This is a genomic window from Chryseolinea sp. H1M3-3 (assembly GCF_029360725.1).
In the GTDB taxonomy this organism is placed as follows: Bacteria; Bacteroidota; Bacteroidia; order Cytophagales; family Cyclobacteriaceae; genus Chryseolinea.
The window spans coordinates 1-19,116 of the sequence record NZ_JARKMY010000014.1; the positions used below are offsets into that span (position 1 = coordinate 1).

The 19,116-nt window shown below is 41.6% G+C and carries 16 protein-coding genes; 2 read left to right on the forward strand and 14 right to left on the reverse strand.

What is annotated here, in order from left to right; genetic code table 11:
• The 6 genes from P2W71_RS21210 to P2W71_RS21235 form a co-directional block, all read right to left on the reverse strand.
• Positions 1 to 1,611 (reverse strand): malectin domain-containing carbohydrate-binding protein (locus tag P2W71_RS21210; RefSeq protein ID WP_276373353.1); only part of this gene is annotated, 1,611 nt, incomplete at its 3' end.
• Between the two features lie 195 nt (positions 1,612 to 1,806).
• Entirely contained in the window at positions 1,807 to 2,379 is a 573-nt protein-coding gene (locus P2W71_RS21215) for a gluconate 2-dehydrogenase subunit 3 family protein (RefSeq protein WP_276373354.1), read from the reverse strand.
• Positions 2,380 to 2,400: 21 nt separating this feature from the next.
• The gene (locus P2W71_RS21220) at positions 2,401 to 4,104 is read right to left on the reverse strand and encodes a GMC family oxidoreductase (RefSeq protein ID WP_276373356.1); all 1,704 of its coding nucleotides are present in this window, start codon (positions 4,102 to 4,104) and stop codon (positions 2,401 to 2,403) included.
• 112 nt (positions 4,105 to 4,216) lie between these two features.
• Complete coding sequence (locus P2W71_RS21225) at positions 4,217 to 6,088, reverse strand: ABC-F family ATP-binding cassette domain-containing protein (protein WP_276373357.1); 1,872 nt, start codon at positions 6,086 to 6,088, stop codon at positions 4,217 to 4,219.
• A gap of 95 nt (positions 6,089 to 6,183) precedes the next feature.
• Positions 6,184 to 8,745 carry an FtsX-like permease family protein gene (locus tag P2W71_RS21230; protein WP_276373359.1) on the reverse strand — a complete coding sequence of 854 codons (2,562 nt, stop codon included), beginning with the start codon at positions 8,743 to 8,745 and terminating at the stop codon, positions 6,184 to 6,186.
• Between the two features lie 123 nt (positions 8,746 to 8,868).
• Positions 8,869 to 9,618, reverse strand: coding sequence for an RNA methyltransferase (locus P2W71_RS21235; protein WP_276373360.1), 750 nt, complete (start codon positions 9,616 to 9,618; stop codon positions 8,869 to 8,871).
• A gap of 40 nt (positions 9,619 to 9,658) precedes the next feature.
• On the opposite strand from P2W71_RS21235, the gene P2W71_RS21240 reads away from it, so the two are divergent.
• Complete coding sequence (locus tag P2W71_RS21240) at positions 9,659 to 12,118, forward strand: BamA/TamA family outer membrane protein (protein WP_276373361.1); 2,460 nt, start codon at positions 9,659 to 9,661, stop codon at positions 12,116 to 12,118.
• 26 nt (positions 12,119 to 12,144) lie between these two features.
• Positions 12,145 to 13,047 (forward strand): oxygen-dependent coproporphyrinogen oxidase, encoded by a 903-nt coding sequence (gene hemF, locus P2W71_RS21245; RefSeq protein WP_276373362.1) that lies wholly within the window; start codon positions 12,145 to 12,147, stop codon positions 13,045 to 13,047.
• Here hemF and P2W71_RS21250 read toward each other — a convergent pair whose 3' ends face one another.
• The 8 genes from P2W71_RS21250 to P2W71_RS21285 all read right to left on the reverse strand — a co-directional run bounded on the left by P2W71_RS21250 (position 13,048) and on the right by P2W71_RS21285 (position 19,040).
• Complete coding sequence (locus P2W71_RS21250) at positions 13,048 to 13,620, reverse strand: pentapeptide repeat-containing protein (protein ID WP_276373363.1); 573 nt, start codon at positions 13,618 to 13,620, stop codon at positions 13,048 to 13,050.
• A gap of 25 nt (positions 13,621 to 13,645) precedes the next feature.
• A complete protein-coding gene (locus P2W71_RS21255) occupies positions 13,646 to 14,608 on the reverse strand; it encodes a methylenetetrahydrofolate reductase (RefSeq protein WP_276373365.1) in 963 nt (320 codons plus the stop codon).
• Between the two features lie 178 nt (positions 14,609 to 14,786).
• The gene (locus P2W71_RS21260; RefSeq protein WP_276373367.1) at positions 14,787 to 15,485 is read right to left on the reverse strand and encodes a hypothetical protein; all 699 of its coding nucleotides are present in this window, start codon (positions 15,483 to 15,485) and stop codon (positions 14,787 to 14,789) included.
• Positions 15,486 to 15,966: 481 nt separating this feature from the next.
• On the reverse strand, positions 15,967 to 16,176 hold the full coding sequence (locus tag P2W71_RS21265) for a hypothetical protein (RefSeq protein WP_276373368.1): 210 nt from the start codon (positions 16,174 to 16,176) through the stop codon (positions 15,967 to 15,969).
• Between the two features lie 172 nt (positions 16,177 to 16,348).
• The gene (locus P2W71_RS21270; protein ID WP_276373369.1) at positions 16,349 to 17,215 is read right to left on the reverse strand and encodes a universal stress protein; all 867 of its coding nucleotides are present in this window, start codon (positions 17,213 to 17,215) and stop codon (positions 16,349 to 16,351) included.
• A gap of 275 nt (positions 17,216 to 17,490) precedes the next feature.
• Complete coding sequence (locus P2W71_RS21275; RefSeq protein WP_276373370.1) at positions 17,491 to 17,688, reverse strand: cold shock domain-containing protein; 198 nt, start codon at positions 17,686 to 17,688, stop codon at positions 17,491 to 17,493.
• Between the two features lie 116 nt (positions 17,689 to 17,804).
• On the reverse strand, positions 17,805 to 18,458 hold the full coding sequence (locus P2W71_RS21280) for an alpha/beta fold hydrolase (protein ID WP_276373371.1): 654 nt from the start codon (positions 18,456 to 18,458) through the stop codon (positions 17,805 to 17,807).
• Positions 18,459 to 18,605: 147 nt separating this feature from the next.
• Complete coding sequence (locus P2W71_RS21285; RefSeq protein WP_276373372.1) at positions 18,606 to 19,040, reverse strand: PRC-barrel domain-containing protein; 435 nt, start codon at positions 19,038 to 19,040, stop codon at positions 18,606 to 18,608.
• Positions 19,041 to 19,116 lie beyond the last annotated feature (76 nt).

Sequence of the window (19,116 nt, forward strand, 5' to 3'; positions counted from 1 at the left end):
GTTGATGGATCCAATGGTCTGAATCAAGTCCACATTAGTTCTTACAAACTGACCGTTCTCAATGTTAATACTGAATACTCTCGATCCGGTGGTGTTGAAATAAATTTCTGCCAGGTGAAGATCCACTGCATACGTTCCGGAACTCGGTACCGGAATCGCGTAGGTGAAGTTTCCAAAACGTTCACTTTGATAAATCTGATCCTGGGTTGTATTGCTGATCGCGGATGTTGTAGAATATGGTGTTCCGCCTGTGAAGTATTGATCGGCTACCCAAGCTTCTCCTCCAAAATTTTGTGCCCCTCCACCACTGTTAATCCTGATAACATTCACCAACTGCGGCGTGCCTGATGAAGTAACTGTCAACTGGAATACATCTTCTACAAATGCATTGCTTGCATTGGTTGCTCTTAAGGTAATCATGCCTGTCCCAGTTGTGCCGCTCAGTGTAAATGTTAACTGACTTCCGACGATTTGGGTATTGCTGACTAAGGCTGCATTTGTATTGTTCGGTACAGTGAATGTCAGATTGTTTACTCCTCCATTATCGCTGAAAACTTGACCCAAGTTTACAACGATACCGGTTTGTGTTGAAGGTATGTTTTGATCTGGATAAGCCTGTGCAACAACGGGTGGTGTATTGGCAACAGTGCCATATACAGCGAAAGCCATTGTATTATTTTCACCACCGCTACCGGAAGTCGAAGAACCGGCACAGAGGTACACACTATTATTAAAAAATATTGATTGCGTACCATGACGGCCTGCATTCAATGCAGTTTTGGTCGTCCATAAATTAGTAGTTACACTGTAGGATTCAACAGCAGTCAACGCATTGCCGGTATAATCAACCTCACCACCTGCTACAATTAGTTCGTTATTAACTGCAAATACAGCAGCTCCGCCTCTGGGTGTGGGTATCTGTGAAGGCGTTGACCAGGTACCCGCCTGTATATCGTAAACATCAACGTTACTAACAGTATTCGATGCGGGATTTGGTTGACTGGTACGTCTCCCACCTGCGCAATAGATTTTACCATTGATCAGCGCTGCATGGAAATGGTCTCGGGCTTCTGGCGCGTTAGCAAGTTGGCTCCATGTTCCTGCAGCAGGATCAAATACATCAAGCCAAGGGACCCAGCCACTTCGGTGTCCGTTTTGTATTCCGCCAACGATGTAGAATTTATTATTGTAAACAACCACTCCCGCAGATCCTCTTCTACGGGCAGCAGGAATAGAAGGTCCCTGAGACCATGCATTTGTCTGGGGGGTGTAAATGTAAATCCGATCAACAGGGACCTCGTCAGGATAACCTCCTGTCATGGCACCGATTACATAAATGTTGTTTTGATAAACGACTGCCTGAAAATGATGCAGCTCAACAGGCACTGGTGCACCCGCCGTCCAAATGCGTGTAACGGGATCAAAAATATTGACGCTTTGGATTCCGCGTCCCCCAACGAGATAGAATTTTCCACCAACTTCTACAAAGCCATTTTCATGTCTTTGAAGTGGAGCGCTGCCATTTGCATATTGCACAGCTTGCCACGTTTGACCATGCGCCGCCTCCCAGGATAGTAAAATTACTACAATGCATCCAAAGAATAATTTCATTTGGACTTAGGGTTAAAGATAAGTTTACAACTTAGCAAGTGATCGTGAGGCCATCAATGACCAAAATCACAGTATTGCAAAACTTAAATCACATGCGAGCGGAAAAGTAACTAAGGGTTATGTCTTGAAGCTTTAGAGGTGCTGATCCTTATATGCAGATCTTTGCTTGTGACTTTCAACTTTCCATTGTCTTTATCACGTTGCCCAGCTCTTCCCGTTGCCAGCCTCACTTAAGGGAATACATCCCTTGTAGGCGCCAGGTACAGGACTATATTGCAGCACTTGGGTGGCCCCAGGTTCTGAAGTAAAAAAACCAAGCATCGTAAGCTCTTTTAATGTCAAAATGAAAGGGCGTTTTCCATTATCTTCTGCATTCACCGCGGCATCGTGGATTTTTTTCACAAAGGCAGTTTGTTCCTCCGCATCGAGTTCGATAAAAGAATCTCCATGTTCTTTCTTGGCCGCATCATCAAATTCCTGCAGACCTTTTTTGAAACTCTCCTGATCTTCTTTTGTGAAACACTCATTCACGATCTGATCAATAAATCCGGGAACACCAACATCTTTTGCGCCCGGAGTATCTGTTTTAGGAATAATTATTTCCGATACCTGTGTTATGAGTGAGCCTTGTTCAGGAGATAAGAAAACAGGTTTCCAGTCAATCGTTGGCTTAGCTGTACAACCTTTCAATATACCTAAAATAGCCGGAGCAGAAACGGCTCCACCCATGAGCCAAGCGGTACGTTTTAATGCTTCTCTACGATCCATAATATTTTTTATAATTATTCCTTAAATGTTTCTTTTCTTTAATTCATTCACAGCATGGTCGACTGCCCTAGCCGTAAACGCCATATAGCCTAACGATGGATTCTGACAACCCGCAGAAGTCATGAATGAACCATCCGTAACAAATACATTTTTGCAAGCATGCACCTGATTGAATTTATTAAGAACGGAAGTCTTAGGATCTTTTCCCATACGGGCTGTACCCATTTCGTGAATACCTAATCCAATACCAATTTCTCTGTCATAGGTTTGTACGTTCTTAAAACCTGCAGCATCCAGCATCTCAGCGGCATCGTTTGCCATGTCTTTGCGCATCTTCAATTCATTATCGCGCAACACTGCATCAAATGTGAGTGTAGGCAGACCGTGTTTGTCTTTAAGTTCTTTGTTCAGTGTTACCTTGTTATCATGGTAAGGGAGAATTTCCCCGAACCCACCCATTCCTACAGACCACTTGCCTGGTTTGGCGGCGGCAGCTTTCAGATCAGCACCAAAGCTTAATTCCTTCACCATGTTCGACCATCCCTGACGGCTTGCTCCACCCTGGTATCCAAATCCTCGAATGTAGTCGCGTTTATCGTTGCCGATGTTTCGATAACGAGGGATGTACATACCATTGGCACGTCTTCCAAAATAGTATTGATCTTCGAAACCTTCAACTTCAGCGCTCGCACCAACGCTCAAGTGGTGATCCATGATATTGCGACCTAGTTCACCACTGTCATTTCCAAAACCATTTGGAAAACGATTTGAAATTGAATTCAACATGATAAATGTGGAACCAAATGTAGAGGCGCACAGGAAAATTACGTTTGCAAAATATTCTACTTGCTGCCCTGATTCGGCATCGAGCACTTTCACGCCTGTTGCTTTACCTTTCTGTTCATCGTATATCAACTCATACACAATTGAATTCGGTCGCAGCGTCATGTTACCGGTTTTCTCAGCCGCCGGTAATGTGGATGAATTACTGCTGAAGTATGCACCATAAGGACAGCCGCGGGAACACATATTTCGATATTGACACGTGCCACGTTGAGGACTATGTGGAAGGGGCGCAGTTGCATTGGCAGTTCTCCCTATAGTAATGAGTCTTCCTAATTTATCCTTAACAGCTTTTTTCAACTCAATCTCAACGCAATTCAACTCCATCGGGGGTAAGAATTTACCGTCCGGTAGGTTCGGAAGATTTTCAACTTGTCCGCTTACACCAATAAATGACTCTACATAATCATACCAGGGCGCAAGCTCATTATAACGCACGGGCCAATCAACTGCAATACCATCTTTGGCGTTGGCTTCAAAATCCATTTCACTAAAACGATAGCTCTGACGGCCCCACATCAACGATCTTCCACCCACGTGATAACCTCTCATCCAATCAAACCGGTTTACTTCGGTATATGGATTTTCTAAATCGTTAACAAACCAATGCTTCGTTTCTTGCCTTACTGTATAACCCGTTCTCGCTTGTTTACCTTGTTTTTGGAGATCCTCTTGCGTCGGTCTACCCGCGTTCTCAAATTCCCATGGATTCTTTGTTGCTGTCGGATAATCCGGATGCTTAACCATGCGCCCGCGTTCCAACACCAATGTTTTTAACCCCTTCTCTGTAAGTTCCTTCGCGGCCCATCCTCCACTGATTCCAGTACCTACTACAATTGCATCATAGGTATTTTGCTTTTCGGCGTCTAAATTCAGATTCATTGAAATTAAATTTGTCTAAAATTATACTATTCAATCGATTTCCGCAGCAATTTCTTTGATCGGCGAAAATTAATTATCGTGTGTTTGTGTCTCTCTCGAAAGGCCTTCGTTTTTACATGTGCTCTGCTAGTTCCAACCATCTATTTGTCTTTTCCTCAATGGTTTTTGTTAATTCTAAGATTTCCTGGGACCATTTTTGAATTTGTTGATGATCGGTAGATCCGTTGGCGAAAGATTGGGTCAATACCTCCTTTTTTTTCTCAAGTTCAGCTATCTCTCCCTGTAGTTTTTCATATTCCTGCTTCTCTTTAAAACTGGGTTTCCTTTTCGCATCCGCTACAGGTAGCTTGACGGGTGGTGGAACTTCTTTGAGCAGGGGCGTCGCTGTTTTTTGTAATTCATTTTCTTCCAGCCAACTTCTGTAATCCGAATAATTGCCGTTGAAAAGCCTGATCTTCCCATCACCTTCGAATACAAAAAGCTGATCCACGAGGTGGTCCATAAAATATCGATCATGCGACACCAATAAAAGACATCCGGAGAATTTTTCGAGAAAATCTTCCAAGACATTTAATGTATCAATATCAAAATCATTTGTTGGCTCATCAAGAATTAAAAAATTAGGATTTGTTACCAAAAGCTTAAGCAACTGTAAACGTTTTTTTTCACCACCACTTAATTTGCTGATATAGTTGTACTGCTTCTCGGGCGGAAATAAAAATATATCCAGGAACTTGGAGGCCGAAACTTGCGATCCGTCAGAAAGTGTGATGAATTCTGCGATCTCCTTTACCTCTTCGATTATTCGATTTGCGGGATTAAGTCCGACAGATTCCTGTTTAAAATATCCAAATTTCGTGGTGACCCCGGGTTGAACAAATCCTTTGTCAGGTTTGGTTTTGCCGGTGAGCATGTCCAGAAAAGTCGATTTTCCAATTCCATTCTTACCCACAACACCAATGCGATCATTCTTTTTAAACACATAGGAGAAATCATCAACGATTTTCATCTCCCCGTATTTTTTTGAGATATGTTCAACCTCCATGATTTTTCCACCTTGACGAGCTTCCTTTATTTCTAGTTCGAGCTTATCTTTTTTCAAATTCTGAGAAGCTTTCTTCTCTAATTCATGGTAGGCTTCAATCCGATATTTTGCTTTTGTGCCGCGTGCTTTCGGCTGACGGCGCATCCATTCGAGTTCCTTTTTCAATAGATTCCTGGCTTTGGTCACTTCTATTTTCAAAAGTTCCTCGCGTGCAGCCTTCTTTTCCAGGAAGTAAGCATATTTTCCTTTGTATCGGAACAACTGGCCACGATCCAATTCCACAATTTCAGTAACAACATTGTCGAGAAAATAGCGATCGTGGGTTACCATGATCAGCGTGATATTTTGTCCTGATAGATAATTCTCAAGCCATTCAATAGCCGATAAATCCAGGTGATTGGTAGGCTCATCCATGATGATGAGATCTGGTTCCAACAGCAATAGCTGCGCAAGAAATATTCGTTTCTTCTGACCACCGGATAACTCTCCAAATTTCTTGTCAATGTCGGGAACACCAAGCTTTTCGATTACCTCGTGAACCTTGTTTTCATAGTCCCAGGCATTGAGTTCTTCCATTTTCTCTAATACGGCCTGCATGCGGTCGCCAGACGTCTCGGGATGATGAATACAATCTTCATACTCCTTAACAACTTTTGCTATCTCATTAGTGTCACTAAACAGAACATCCTTCACGGTAAGATTCTCATCGATCACAGGCTGCTGCGTGAGATAACCCATCCGGATCCCCTGCCGAACACTGACAGAACCAGCATCAGGTTGTATTTCCCCTGTTAAAATTTTCAATAAGGTGGATTTACCTACACCATTATTTCCGACTAAAGCAAGTTTCTCGCCCTGCGAAATTCCGAGTGATACATCTTTAAAAAGCCAACGATCATTATAGGTTTTGGCGACTAATTCAGCTGATAAGTAATTCAAAGCGTTTTTTTTGCCCACAAATCTAAGATTATGATCTGTGGGATTAAAGCTCAACGGGTTAAAAGTTACAAGGTTAGCAGTTGGCGTCGTTGGTATTATCCTTCCTTTCTTAGGACTTGTAGTGGCGGTGTATTGATCACTTCCCTGGAATTAAACCATCCGATAAGCATCGTCAGCACGACAACGCCGAAACCAATGATTAACAATTCCTTCCAGTCAAAAGCGAAGGTAATTTCAAAGAAGAATTTAGCAAGCAAAAAGCCGCTGCCCAACGACAGCAGTATTCCAGTTAAAGCAGAAAATAAACCCAGCCATGCATATTCAATCAAGGTTATCTTGATGATCTGTCGGGTTCGAGCCCCGATCGTCCGGAGCAAAACATTTTCCTTGATGCGCAGAAACTTGCTGTTGATCACAGCACCGGCCAGCACAACAAGTCCGGTAACAATACTAAACAACGCAAGAAATCGAATCACTAATCCTAATTTATTAAACAAGTCGTTCACCGTGCTTAAGATAAGTCGCAGGTCAATCAAAGAGACATTCGGAAATTGCATGACCAATTGATGCTGGAAATTATTCGCTTGTTGCTGATCGTTTATGCGTGTAGCGGTTACGAAAATTTGAGGTGCTTCTTCCAACGTGCCTGTAGGAAAAACGAAAATGAAGTTTGGCGGATCTTTTGGCCAGTCTACTTTCCGGATGCCTGAAATTCTTGCAGCCATGGGCACACCTTGTACATCAAACACAATTGAATCACCAATGGTCGCATTAAGATTTTCCTCCATGCCTTCCGAGATGGTTACCCAAATAGAATCACCAGATTTGTGTTGCAATTCGCCTTTCACCAACTCTTCGGAATGATGTAAAGTATCCCGGTAGGTAACACGGTACTCACGGGTCAAAGACCAATTCGGAATTTTATCGGTGGTATCTTTTTGAAGCGCTTCTACTGTTCTTCCTTTTACCTCACTGATCCGGCATGTAACAATAGGAACTACCTGATTTACCTTGAGTTTGTTTTCTTCCATCAATTTGATGACGCCAGCACGTTGTCCAGGTTGAATATCAAAAAGGATGGTATTTGATTGATTTTCCTGTCCTGTAAATTCTACTTGCCCAAGCATGCTTTGCTCAATGATATTCAAAGTGGAAATGATAAATGCACCAAGGCCGATTGTAACCAGCAGCACACGTGTTTGATTGTTTGGCCGGAACAAACTGGAGAGTGAATGCCTAAGAATAAATCCTGCGTTATTTGGGAAAAATCGTTTCACCAGGTACAACAATAACATTGCTACCAAGGTAAGGCAGCCTAGGGCAGCCGTTAGGCCAAGGAAAAAGTAAGCACCTGTAAGTAAACTCTTTGTTTGAAGTGCAGCAAACCCCAGCGGAAAAAGAATGATCAGAACAATCGCTGTTAGCTTGGCTTTTGAAAACCGTTGTTGTTTTGCAGGTGTTGCACGCAGAACAGTAAGCGGAGGTACAAATCGAACGGATATTAAAGGTAGTATGGAGAACAACACGGATACCAATGTCCCGATGAGCAAACCAAGTAATAACGAGCTCCAGGACAATTCAAACCCGACATCAAATGGAATGAGATCTTTTATAAAAAAAGGAAGGATCTGCTGAATTCCAACGCCTAGCAAAGAGCCTATAATACTTCCGACCATACCCAGTACAAAGATCTGAATGAAGAAGATATTGAAAGCTTGCCAACCGGAAGACCCAACACATCGAAGTACTGCAACTTCCTCACGTTTCTCGCGGGCATAAATGTGTACTGAACTCGCCACACCAATGCACCCTAGGATGAGTGCTACAAAAGCGAGCAGCGAGAAAAAACGATATACGGAAAGAAAACCTTTTCCAAGCCCTTCCTTTCGCCGTTCGACAGTTTCGTATGAATGTCCATATTTCTTCAACAGCGGCTCCAGCGTTTTGACGGTTTCTTCCAGCTCCGCTTCATTTGAAGTCTTTAGAAACTTTTTATAGTTGACCCTGCTCCCATACTGAACCAGACGGGTAGAGTCTAGTTCATTTAAAGAAATATAAACGGATGGTGTAAACGAGGCCATGATACCACCACCCCCGGGAATTTTTGAAACCGTTCCTGAAACGGTGAACACGGTATTGCCTATACGCAAAGAATCGCCAGAGCTGACTTCAAACTGACTTGCCAACGTTTCGTCTAACATGGCAAACTTTCCCTCCGACAATTTTTGATAGGCGTTGGTGGGAAGCGTTTCGATCTGACCATAAAATGGAAACGGACCTGATAACGCAACCAACCGAATTAAACGCGATTGATTATTATTTAAGAATAAGACCATAGAGGCCATATCGGCTTCCGACGCTTGCTGAAGTTTTGTTGAATCAAATTGAGCCTGAAGCTCTTTACTGAATTTTTTATCTGAATTAATGACAAGGTCCGCACCCAATAATTCCTTTGCGTTCCGATTGATATCATTTTGCAATGTCTGATTCAGGGAATCCAGAGATACAACGGCAGCAATACCCGTGATGAGGGAAGTCATAAATAAAAACAGGCGGGAAAAATTATGACGGGCATCACGCCAGGCCATACGCCATACCCACCGGTCGCGGAAAATGGATTTGGTCTCCCGTTTAAGTTTGATAATGTATTCGATCATTGAATGCGTAATGGGTTACGGGCCTTGAACTGCAAGTAAAAGCGTCAGGTATTGGTTAAACTGATGAAGGATGATAATAGTTGCTCCGTAAAAGTAAGAAAGTATGAGAAATCCTGGATATGCCTAGGATGCGTCTTTGAGATTCTTTCCCGAGACGGCAAAACAAAGTATGCCAGCGGCAATCCCGGCGTTTAGAGATTCTGCGTTGCCATACCGGGGAATCGTAATTTTCTGCGTAACAAATTTTTCAAGCGCTGGGTGAATGCCCTTCGATTCATTGCCAATAATGATTAAGCCTCCTTTGTCGAAGGTGACTTTGTGGATATCGGTGCCTTCAAGGTACGTTCCAAAGACAGGTATTTTTACTTTATATAGATATTCTGCCAGGTCAGTGTAATACATTTGTATGCGCGTAAATGAACCCATCGTGGCACTAATGACCTTCGGATTATAAAAATCGGCTGTTTCATTTGAGGCAATTATCTTCTTCATCCCAAACCAGTCGGCGGTGCGAATAATGGTTCCTAAATTGCCAGGGTCACGTATATCATCCAGAACCAGGGCGTATTCCTGGTGATCAACCGTCAATGCATCATTCATTTTTGTTTGCACCACCGCCAATGCAGTATCATTCGATTGAAATTCGCCCAATCCTTCCAAGTCCTTCTCATTCACTTCTATTAACTCATAGCCTTCGTTATGATCTACGGAGGACAAGAATGCCGGTGTGCCCAATAGTATTTTTACCTTAAAGTCGGAGGTTAGCAATTCTCGCACACTCTTTGCACCTTCCACGATAAAACATTGCTCCTGCTTCCGGTATTTTTTTATTTGCAGGGATTTGATAAACTTGATTTTGGCTTTTGACAGCATGCTTTGACGCTTGAGTACTTCGAGGAATAAATATATAGTATTGTTTTTAGGACTTTTAGCATCTCTTTCGGGATGCCTGGGTACTAAGTATCTGAAAGAAAACGAAAAACTCCTGTATCGCCAAAGAACTCATGCCCCTGCTAACATCGATAAGGATGCATTGAAAGACCTGTATGCGCAACGCCCTAATCGGAAACTTTTTGGCCTACCACTTACACCCGCGGTCTCCATCTACTATTTTGGCGAGCGACGTTATGACCAGGAAAAGTTTATCCGGAAAAAAGAAGCGGTCGAAAAGAAGTATGACGACAAAATTTCAAGAACAGGGTCTTCGAGAAAGATCAATAATTATCAGTTCAAAAAGCAGAAGAAAGTCGACAAGTACAACGACTTTATTGAAAACGGGAACAATTGGATGCAATGGGGCGAACCTGTTTCCGTTTTCGACAGCAGCCAGGTAAGAATCACAAAGGAGCGTTTTAATGAATATCTGTTTTCTAATGGATACTTTAAAAGCCAGGTAACGGATAGCATTATCGTTAATGACAAACTGGTCACTGTCATTTACCGGGTGTATCCTGGAAGGCCGTACCTCATTGATTCTATTGTGTATGATGTTGCCGACACCGCTATCTTAAGAATCATTAACGAGAACATCGCGGAAACGTTAATTAAAAATGGTGATCGTTTTCAGCAGGATAATTTTACCAATGAACGTGAACGCATAGACCTGCTGTTAAAGGACCAGGGCTATTACGATTTTAGCAGGCAGTACATCGATTTCGCTACCGACACGACGTACAAATCACCTGAGCGAAAGATAGCGGTTATGATTTCCGTTCGTGATCCGGCAAAACGCGGATATCACAAACAATTCAAAATTGATTCAGTCACATTTACGACTGATGTTGGAACCAACAAAGCCAATATTCAGCGAACATCCAGAAGGTATCACGACATCAAGTACAATTTTTATGCTGACGATTATAACCTTAAGGTTTTGAGTCAACGTGTGTTTATACGTCCGGAAGAACTCTATAGCAGGTCAAAAACACTCAATACACAACGTCAGCTGGGCAATATGGAGGCGTTTAAATTTATCAATATCAACTATGACACTTCCGGCGGAAAATTCATTGCCAATATTTTTACCAGTCCTTTAACCCGTTATGAGTGGACGAATGAAGCGGGGGTAAATGTAACACAAGGATACCCCGGTCCTTTTTATGTAATCTCCTTTAAGAAAAGGAATGTTTTCAAAAGCATGGAGACCTTTGACTTAAGTGGGCGATTCGGCTTTGAGGGCGTCGCGTCTGCCATTGAAGGTCAAAATGTTTACACCAGTACAGAGGCTGGTATTAATGCATCATTAACATTCCCTCAGTTTATCTGGCCCTTCAGAGAACGCTTACGATTTAGATTTGCGGAGTTTAATCCAAAAACAAAATTTACTGTTGGTTACACCTATAGTGAACGACCTGAATATCGAAGGACCGTCGTATCTGTCAACGGTACGTATACCTGGCAAAATAACAGGAACCGAACCTATTCATTGACGCCATTAAACCTGGGTGTGATAGATACGGCAAACCTTTCGAAAAGTTTTAAACAATTACTTGCTGAGCAAGCTGATCTGGGCAACAATAATCTAACAAACGCATTCCGGCCTTCTTTCGTGAATAGCATTATTTTCGCAGTAACCTGGAACCTGAATAATTATGGAAACCTTACCGAGAATTCAGGTTTCATCCGTGCACAAATAGAGAGTGGCGGTACGATTTGGAACTTTGGCAAACCAACATTTATAGAAAAACTAAAACTTGAATATTTTAAATACATCCGGTTTAGCCTCGATATGCGACGGGTTGACCCACTGGATAAGAATACGGTCCTCGCATATCGCTTTAATTCGGGCTTTGCCTATGCTTACGGCGACAATCGAAGTTTGCCATACGAAAAATTCTTCTTCGCAGGCGGTAGCAATAGCGTACGTGCGTGGCGACCGCGGCGACTAGGGCCTGGATCAGCCAAGCCAAGGGAAAGCGCTGATAAAGTAAAAGATGGAATATTTGATTACGATATCGAAAAGCCGTCGGAAATTTTATTGGAAGCTAGCATCGAATTGAGACAAAAACTTTTTGGCTTCGTCAATGGTGCAATTTTTATTGATGCAGGAAATGTCTGGAGCTTTCAACCTGTAAATGCCAAGGATGAAGATGGAAACATTGTGCCGGACGAAAGTTCGCAATTCAAGATCGATCGATTTTACAAAGAGTTCGGTGTCGGCACGGGCTTCGGCCTGCGGTTCGATTTTTCTTTTTTGATCTTGAGGTTTGATGTGGGTATGAAAGTGTACGACCCGGCACGCGATAGTGGTGAAAAGTTTGTGTTAGATAAAGTACGCTTTTGGAAACCTTATGCAACGCTAGGAGAAGACGGGCAATACACAAACTTTAAAGAGCCTGTGATTTATAATGTGGGGATTGGCTTTCCCTTTTAATCAATACCTTGCTTCGATTTTAATTTATGCTTACAAAAGAAGAAATACGCGACTGGTTTGTCGCGCTGCAAGAAAGCATTTGCACACAGCTTGAAGACGCCGACGGCAAAGGAAAATTCATAAGCGATCCCTGGCAACGGTCCGGTGGCGGTGGAGGAATTACGCGCGTAATTGGTGACGGAAACATCATTGAAAAGGGAGGTGTAAACTTCTCAGCGGTGTGGGGCAAAACGCCTGAACCCGTGTTGAAGTCTATGAATATTGACGCATCGGATCATCCCGACTTTTTTGCCACCGGTGTTTCCATAGTGCTGCATCCTTTTAATCCCATGGTGCCAATCATTCATATGAATGTCAGGTATTTCGAAATGACCAATGGCACCTGGTGGTTTGGTGGCGGTATCGACCTTACACCGCACTATGTCAACGTGGAGGATGCACGCCATTTTCACAGCACTTTAAAATCAGTTTGTGATCAACATCATCCCTCCTACTATCCTGAATTTAAAAACTGGGCGGATGATTATTTTTTTCTCAAGCATCGAAAGGAGACGCGTGGAATTGGCGGCATTTTTTTTGACTACCTGAAAGATACTTCGGGGTTCACAAAAGAATCCAGGTTTGAGTTTATAAAGTCCCTGGGCTCTGCTTTCGCGCCACTTTACGTTCACTTTATGAAAAAAAACCACGGGCTATCGTACACAGAACAGGAAAAACACTGGCAGTATTTGAGAAGAGGACGATACGTCGAGTTCAATCTTGTCTGGGACCGTGGAACGAAGTTCGGGTTGGATACCGACGGGCGGACAGAATCAATCTTGATGAGTTTGCCGCCACAGGCTCAATGGGTGTATAACTACCAGCCTGCCGCCGGTTCCGAAGAAGAAAAAACATTAGGAATGCTAAAAAAAGGTATTACCTGGATATAGCTATTGAATTTCTATGTCATACTTCATCAACAGTCCGGGAAGGCCCGTTAAAGAAAACTTCGCCTTTTTAATTTGATTAATTTCAGGGTCGATAGAATAATTGTATGACGTTCGGAAATCGGCTTTCACAACGATTGTGTTTTCGAACATTGCATTTAACAGGTCACAATTATCAAACAGCGAGCCCGTCAAATCACATGCTGTAAAATCTGTTTCTTGTAATTGGGAGGTTTTGAAAGTAGTCTTTTTGATTTTTAGCTTATAAAATGAAGAATGATTAAGCATACAATTTTCGAAAGAGAATGAAAGGCCAAACTCATTACAGTTCATAAATTGTAAGCCCAACATCTTACAGTCCTTAAACTTAACATCCTGGAAACCCGTTTTGTGTAGTTTCGCCAAACTCAAATTGCACCCGGTAAAGTTACACGTTAAAAACTTTGAATCGGCAAGATTTGAATCGGCCAGGTCGCAGTTAATGAAATGACAATTTTCGTATACACCCTTGGACAATGGATTCTCTTTAAAGTTTGTCTTATCGAATGTTTTATTCTCGATGTATACTTGCTCCATCACATAACTTTTTTAAGAACGAATGCTATTCCGCCAACTGATGTTTCTTTACTCCAGTTCTGAAACCATTTACTTTAAGCAATTCACTAATCGTACTTAATAAGTCGAGGGATGCATCAACTTCTTCCTTTCTAATAGCAACGCTTTCAATATTGAATCCAAATGGAATAGATCTTTCTTTACAGTATTGAATAAGATCCTTAGCAATGGTAATTGCTATTTCCAACGAACGGCTTACCGGGCTTGAGCAAACCTTCAGTTCCTCTTTTATGTCCTCCGGAACATGAATGCCCAACCATTCCATAAAGTGCAACGTCTTAACAGAACCACATATGGTCAACGTGAAAATAATGGTCGGCAACGCCTGCTTTTTATTTTCACAAGCAATTATCAAATCGTCTAAAATTCTTTTTGTGTAGTCCACATTAAAAATGCACTGAGAAATAAAATATGAGACGCCACAATTTACTTTATCAATAATCCGCACGTCCTCATCTTTTAAAATCGCATGTCGCTCGGGAATGGTGACCGCACCAATGACGGAGGTTTCCTGATGTTGCTCGCGCCAAATTTTATAAGCATCGTTGAGGCTGGTTTTTACAACATAATCAGGCGTAGGTAAACCTACAAAGATTGGATAGAACCCATGCATTTTCAGACCTTGCAGCCATTCGGATAACTCATCGCGTGTAAACTTTCCGGCGGGCCGATAGATTATTTTTGGAATGGGGAGACGTTGCAAGTATTGACTGGCATATTCGAAAGGGTCGAGGGAGCTGGCGAATGGAAATGGCCGCTCTTCGCTCGTACGTGCTGATTCATCCTGCACATCATATACTACGAGTCCATCAATATCCTTTGAACAAAGGTTATTCAAAGTCTTTTCTGCTATCTCCTTTATCTTTTCAGTGGATGTTGTTGCTTTGGGAGGTGTTATGCCGTAGAGTAAAACTCCTGATTCTTTGTTTTTAATTTTGGTAAACAACATGTAGTTAAGGGTGTATAAAAATCAAAAATAAGAAAATATAGATATGTATCTCAACAAGGGTACTAAACACCTACTCCACCACTACACCTGACCTGTTGTCTTGGCCAATTTTAATTTGCTGTTTAGCATTCCGCGTTCATACAACTTTTCTGAATTACGTCATCGGTACATCTTTGAATCAATCTTTAGGCAATCCCTTCTGCATGATATTTTTTACTTCGGGATTGTCATAGTACTTTTTATACACGCCTACTACTGCTGAATTATTTTGAATGGGATTAAATCCGGAGTCGAACAACGCCTGGGTTATTAATTGAAAATGATAGGTAACAGCGGCATACCCTGCGTTATATTGTTCGAATGCTGAATTTGTTGATTCAATTTTGTTGACGTAAACCTCGGCATATTGTTTAAAATCCTGCAGCGTCATGGTACGCAAGTCTTTCATCTGATTAAGCCTGCTGAGAAGTTTTTCATTGTAGATATAGTATCCAAATAGTGGTTCGCTCTCTGCTTTGTGAAATTCAATCAGGGAATGAATATCACCCATGGCAGTGTCGCTCGCATTCCATGCCATTTGAAATAGATCATTCGTGATGTCGAAAATAACCATGGCTGTATACTTCGACGTGTCGCCATTGGCGCGACTAATGATTAAAGCTTTACTATCCAGCGTGACGATAGTGTCATAGGGCGAGGCCTCCCTTCCACCTTTTGGTGTCAAATTGGGGAACATACTTCTGCTCACTAAAGAATCTTTTGTGATTTTAAACTCGGTAAGTCCACTCCGATTCACCATATACCACTTTCCCAAAATATGCTGGGCGGATCCGGTCAATGAAATCGTCAAAAGAATGATGGTTGATATTTTGTTCATAACAAATCTTTATCACCAACCTTTGACACAGACAATGCCTGTACACAGACATTAAGACTCGGGAAACTGCATTGACAAGAAGCAGCGTCGGCCAAATCTCATTCAACGTTAACCAATAGAATTTAAAAATGAAAACTTTTTTTCCAGGATTTGGCCTAAATCGGCCTGCCAGCACCGGTCCCCCCTATGATAGCTTGGTTTAAATAAGTTATTCCTGGTGATGCCGTCAGTACGTTCTAGCCACGACGCAGCGTCTAACAAATAGTCTTTGAAGGTTCTATTGGGGACCTCCGGTTGCCGACGTCATTTTACTTTTGAAATAGTGTTTGTGGGCCTTATTTTTTCTTATTTTCCTGGAGGTGTATTTCATTGTGTTTCAGGAAATAATTTCTAGTCAACTTTACGGCTAGGGGTAAAAGATACATCACCACCAAAACGAAAACCATTGTATAATTCTGCCATAAAATAAAATGCATTACCATCAGGAATGAGATTCCATAGTAAGTGGCATAAATTCCAATATGGAAGCTTTTATGAAGACGCTGTGTTGCAGGTGTTGCATTTCGATAAAACCAAGTTTCGATATGCCCAATACAACAACCAATACCAATGCCCCAAAAAATAAATGGTAATAGGTTAAACTATAATCTGAAAGCTGAAAATTTTTGACAGAATCGATGAATGATTTCATATTATACATAAGGCTAACGCATGACTTAAAGGTAGCATTTTCCTATTCTCCGCCACAACACCACGGCAAAAATGCAACCGCCTTTAAGCAAAGGGAGTTTAACCTTACTTACAGAAAAGTGAGAATCGTTAGAGAATCCTCAACCCAAATTTTCCTTGAAGATGGTCTTGTGTTATTCTACATTCTGCAGATTGAAAGTAAACACGGGCCGGCCGACTTCTTTCACCAGGCGGTCGGAAAAATGATTGGAGAAAATGCGGAAAATTCCATCGCTGCTGTTTTTGATAACGGCGATAAGTCCAGCTTTTACTTCTCGTGCAAATTCAATCACACCGTTAGCTTGATCATCAGCGTTATGAATAGTTACTGAATAATTCCTTAGTCCGGCACGCTCAGCCATTTTTGTAAAGAAATCCTGCAGGTTAAGATTTGAATAATCTGCTGCGCGATCACGAACATGTACGAGATAAATATGGGCATCAAAACAGGCAGCAAGATCCGCGAGTGTATTCAATGCTTCATTCACATGCGTATTGTTTTTAATAACATTTACAGCCAACACAATTTTATTGAAGTCCTTTATCTGGAACCCATCACGAACCGAAAGCACAGGACATTTTGAAATCTTGATTACCTGCTCGGTATGATTTCCGGTGAATACTTCTTTAGCGTTCTCTTCACCAGAAGTTCCCATAACAATCAAATCAATGTTTTCACGATCAAGATATTCGTCAATTCCTTCTTTAAATTCTTCATCTACAATAGCAGTTTCGATATCCACGCCCTGCTGACGGTATTTCGCTGCAAGATCCTCCATCTTTTGTTTGGTAACATGAAGCAATTGAAGATTAAATAATTCCCCTTCCTGATCAATTTTACTCGTCACCTCTCCCATTGCAGTAAACGTTTTTCCAAATGGATGACGGGTGAAATTTACCAGACTTATTTCAGCCTCCGACCGCTCAGCAATTTCGATTGCTAAGGTGAGGCCGCGTTCAGCAATTACTGAGAGGTCTGTGGGAACAAGAATTTTTCTCATATAGTAGTTTAATCTTTGTTTAATTGTTTAGATATAACCGCAGAAGCGGAATGAAGTTAGTAATTAAGATTATCTTTTTTCAAAGCTGCCCGCGTTTTAATTTCAAAGGAATAAATTCTGAAAATGTTATACGACGCTCCATAAAGTATTCCCATTAAGTGTTTGTTGCCAACATTATCAATGAATAAAAATGTAGCACGTTTTCTACACCCTGTCTGCTGCACAACAAAAAAAGCCAGGCTTTGGGCCTGGCTTTCCTTGGCAATGATGATTTATTAATTCGTTAAACGAACATTAACCGCATTCAATCCTTTTTTTCCTTCTTTGAGTTCAAAAGTGACTGCATCATTCTCGTGGATCTGATCGACAAGGAGTCCTGAAATGTGTACAAAATACTCTTGTCCTGTTCCTGTTTCTTTAATAAATCCGAATCCTTTGGACTCATTAAAGAATTTTACTGTTCCTTCTTTCATTATAAATTGATATTAAAATAATTGGCAAATATATAAGAGAATATGCTAAAGTTCAATTAAAAATTAAATTGTGCCCCTACGCACGCGAAAATATCCATCTGGCTATGCAATTTTCCTTACTGTTTCAACAAAACGCCACGTGTCCACTGAGCCGTCTGCGTCGCCAGTTCATCCGTAATTTCGTTTTTTTTAATTTTGAAGGAATGATCTGCACCGTCAAACTTGATCAAGGTGGCTGATGGAAGACCTTTGCACACATTCTCGATTAATGTCAAATCTGCAAGGGCATCCCGGGTTCCTTGTAAAAACAGCATCGGTATAGCTATTGATCTCAGGTGGTCTGCCCGTTGGGTACCTGGCTGGCCCGCAGGATGAAGGGGAAATCCATAAAAAATAATTCCTGCCACTCCTGACGGTTGCTTTTTAGAAAAATATTGCGACGACATGCGACCGCCAAAAGATTTCCCGGAAAGAAACACAGGCGTTCCAGCAAATTCCTTTTGCACATAGGATAATATCACATCAACTGTTTTCTCTGCCACGGCTGATACATCGGGCCTGCGGCTACCCTTTTCAACAAAAGGAAAGTTAAATCGCACGCTTGCTATCGACTGTTCTTTGAGGGCTATCGCTAAATTTTCCATAAACCGATGCTCCATGCCAGCCCCTGCACCATGTGCAAGAACCATCACAGCTAATGGAGATGACGGCACTTCCGTGATGGTGGAAACATGTCCAATAGTTTCTGAAATGAAAACACGCGATTTCATAAAAGATAAAGATTTGCCAATGCGTTTATTGTCCCGAAGTTACTCCGACACTAAGATTTTACCAATAAAAAAAACCTTACCCATTCCCGCCAAGGAATGAATAAGGTTTTTGATGAAAGCCAAATATATTATCAGTATGCAACGATATTACGTGTATCGCGGAGATGTTGTTGATGGCGCATTCCAGAAAGTGTCGACATCATTAAAATAAGAATGGTCATTGGTATCGGGCCAATGGTTTTTATCAAATCCTGGAATGGTTTTAAAATATTCCTTCTCACGATTTAAAATGAAGCATTCTTTTTCAGCATTTAAATACAATTGTGAGAATGGGATTGCGAACAACTTGCCGCCTAATCCAAGAAATGACCCTGACTCCAACACCACATATTCGATAAAACCGCTATTAATATTGATCATCAGATTGTCGATCGTACCTAAATTTTCGCCATCTAAATTTTCCACCTTGTCGCCAATAATGGATGTAGCGGTTAATCTACGTACTGGCACGTTTGCATTCGGACCTTCGTGGTTTTTTCCCGTGAGGTTATCTACTTCATATTCTTTTCCTACTAAGTTCATAATTCCTCCTTTTTTAGTTTCACATAGATCTCATTTCGATCATAGGAAAAATCGTGCAAAAAAAGAATCTCCGCAT

Excerpts from the sequence above, each read along its gene's own strand:
- P2W71_RS21215 (WP_276373354.1), bottom strand. The coding sequence starts at position 2,379 with ATGGATCGTAGAGAAGCATTAAAACGTACCGCTTGGCTCATGGGTGGA.
- P2W71_RS21220 (WP_276373356.1), bottom strand. The coding sequence starts at position 4,104 with ATGAATCTGAATTTAGACGCCGAAAAGCAAAATACCTATGATGCAATT.
- P2W71_RS21230 (WP_276373359.1), bottom strand. The coding sequence starts at position 8,745 with ATGATCGAATACATTATCAAACTTAAACGGGAGACCAAATCCATTTTC.
- P2W71_RS21235 (WP_276373360.1), bottom strand. The coding sequence starts at position 9,618 with ATGCTGTCAAAAGCCAAAATCAAGTTTATCAAATCCCTGCAAATAAAA.
- hemF (WP_276373362.1), top strand. The coding sequence starts at position 12,145 with ATGCTTACAAAAGAAGAAATACGCGACTGGTTTGTCGCGCTGCAAGAA.
- P2W71_RS21250 (WP_276373363.1), bottom strand. The coding sequence starts at position 13,620 with ATGGAGCAAGTATACATCGAGAATAAAACATTCGATAAGACAAACTTT.
- P2W71_RS21255 (WP_276373365.1), bottom strand. The coding sequence starts at position 14,608 with ATGTTGTTTACCAAAATTAAAAACAAAGAATCAGGAGTTTTACTCTAC.
- P2W71_RS21260 (WP_276373367.1), bottom strand. The coding sequence starts at position 15,485 with ATGAACAAAATATCAACCATCATTCTTTTGACGATTTCATTGACCGGA.
- P2W71_RS21265 (WP_276373368.1), bottom strand. The coding sequence starts at position 16,176 with ATGAAATCATTCATCGATTCTGTCAAAAATTTTCAGCTTTCAGATTAT.
- P2W71_RS21270 (WP_276373369.1), bottom strand. The coding sequence starts at position 17,215 with ATGAGAAAAATTCTTGTTCCCACAGACCTCTCAGTAATTGCTGAACGC.
- P2W71_RS21275 (WP_276373370.1), bottom strand. The coding sequence starts at position 17,688 with ATGAAAGAAGGAACAGTAAAATTCTTTAATGAGTCCAAAGGATTCGGA.
- P2W71_RS21280 (WP_276373371.1), bottom strand. The coding sequence starts at position 18,458 with ATGAAATCGCGTGTTTTCATTTCAGAAACTATTGGACATGTTTCCACC.
- P2W71_RS21285 (WP_276373372.1), bottom strand. The coding sequence starts at position 19,040 with ATGAACTTAGTAGGAAAAGAATATGAAGTAGATAACCTCACGGGAAAA.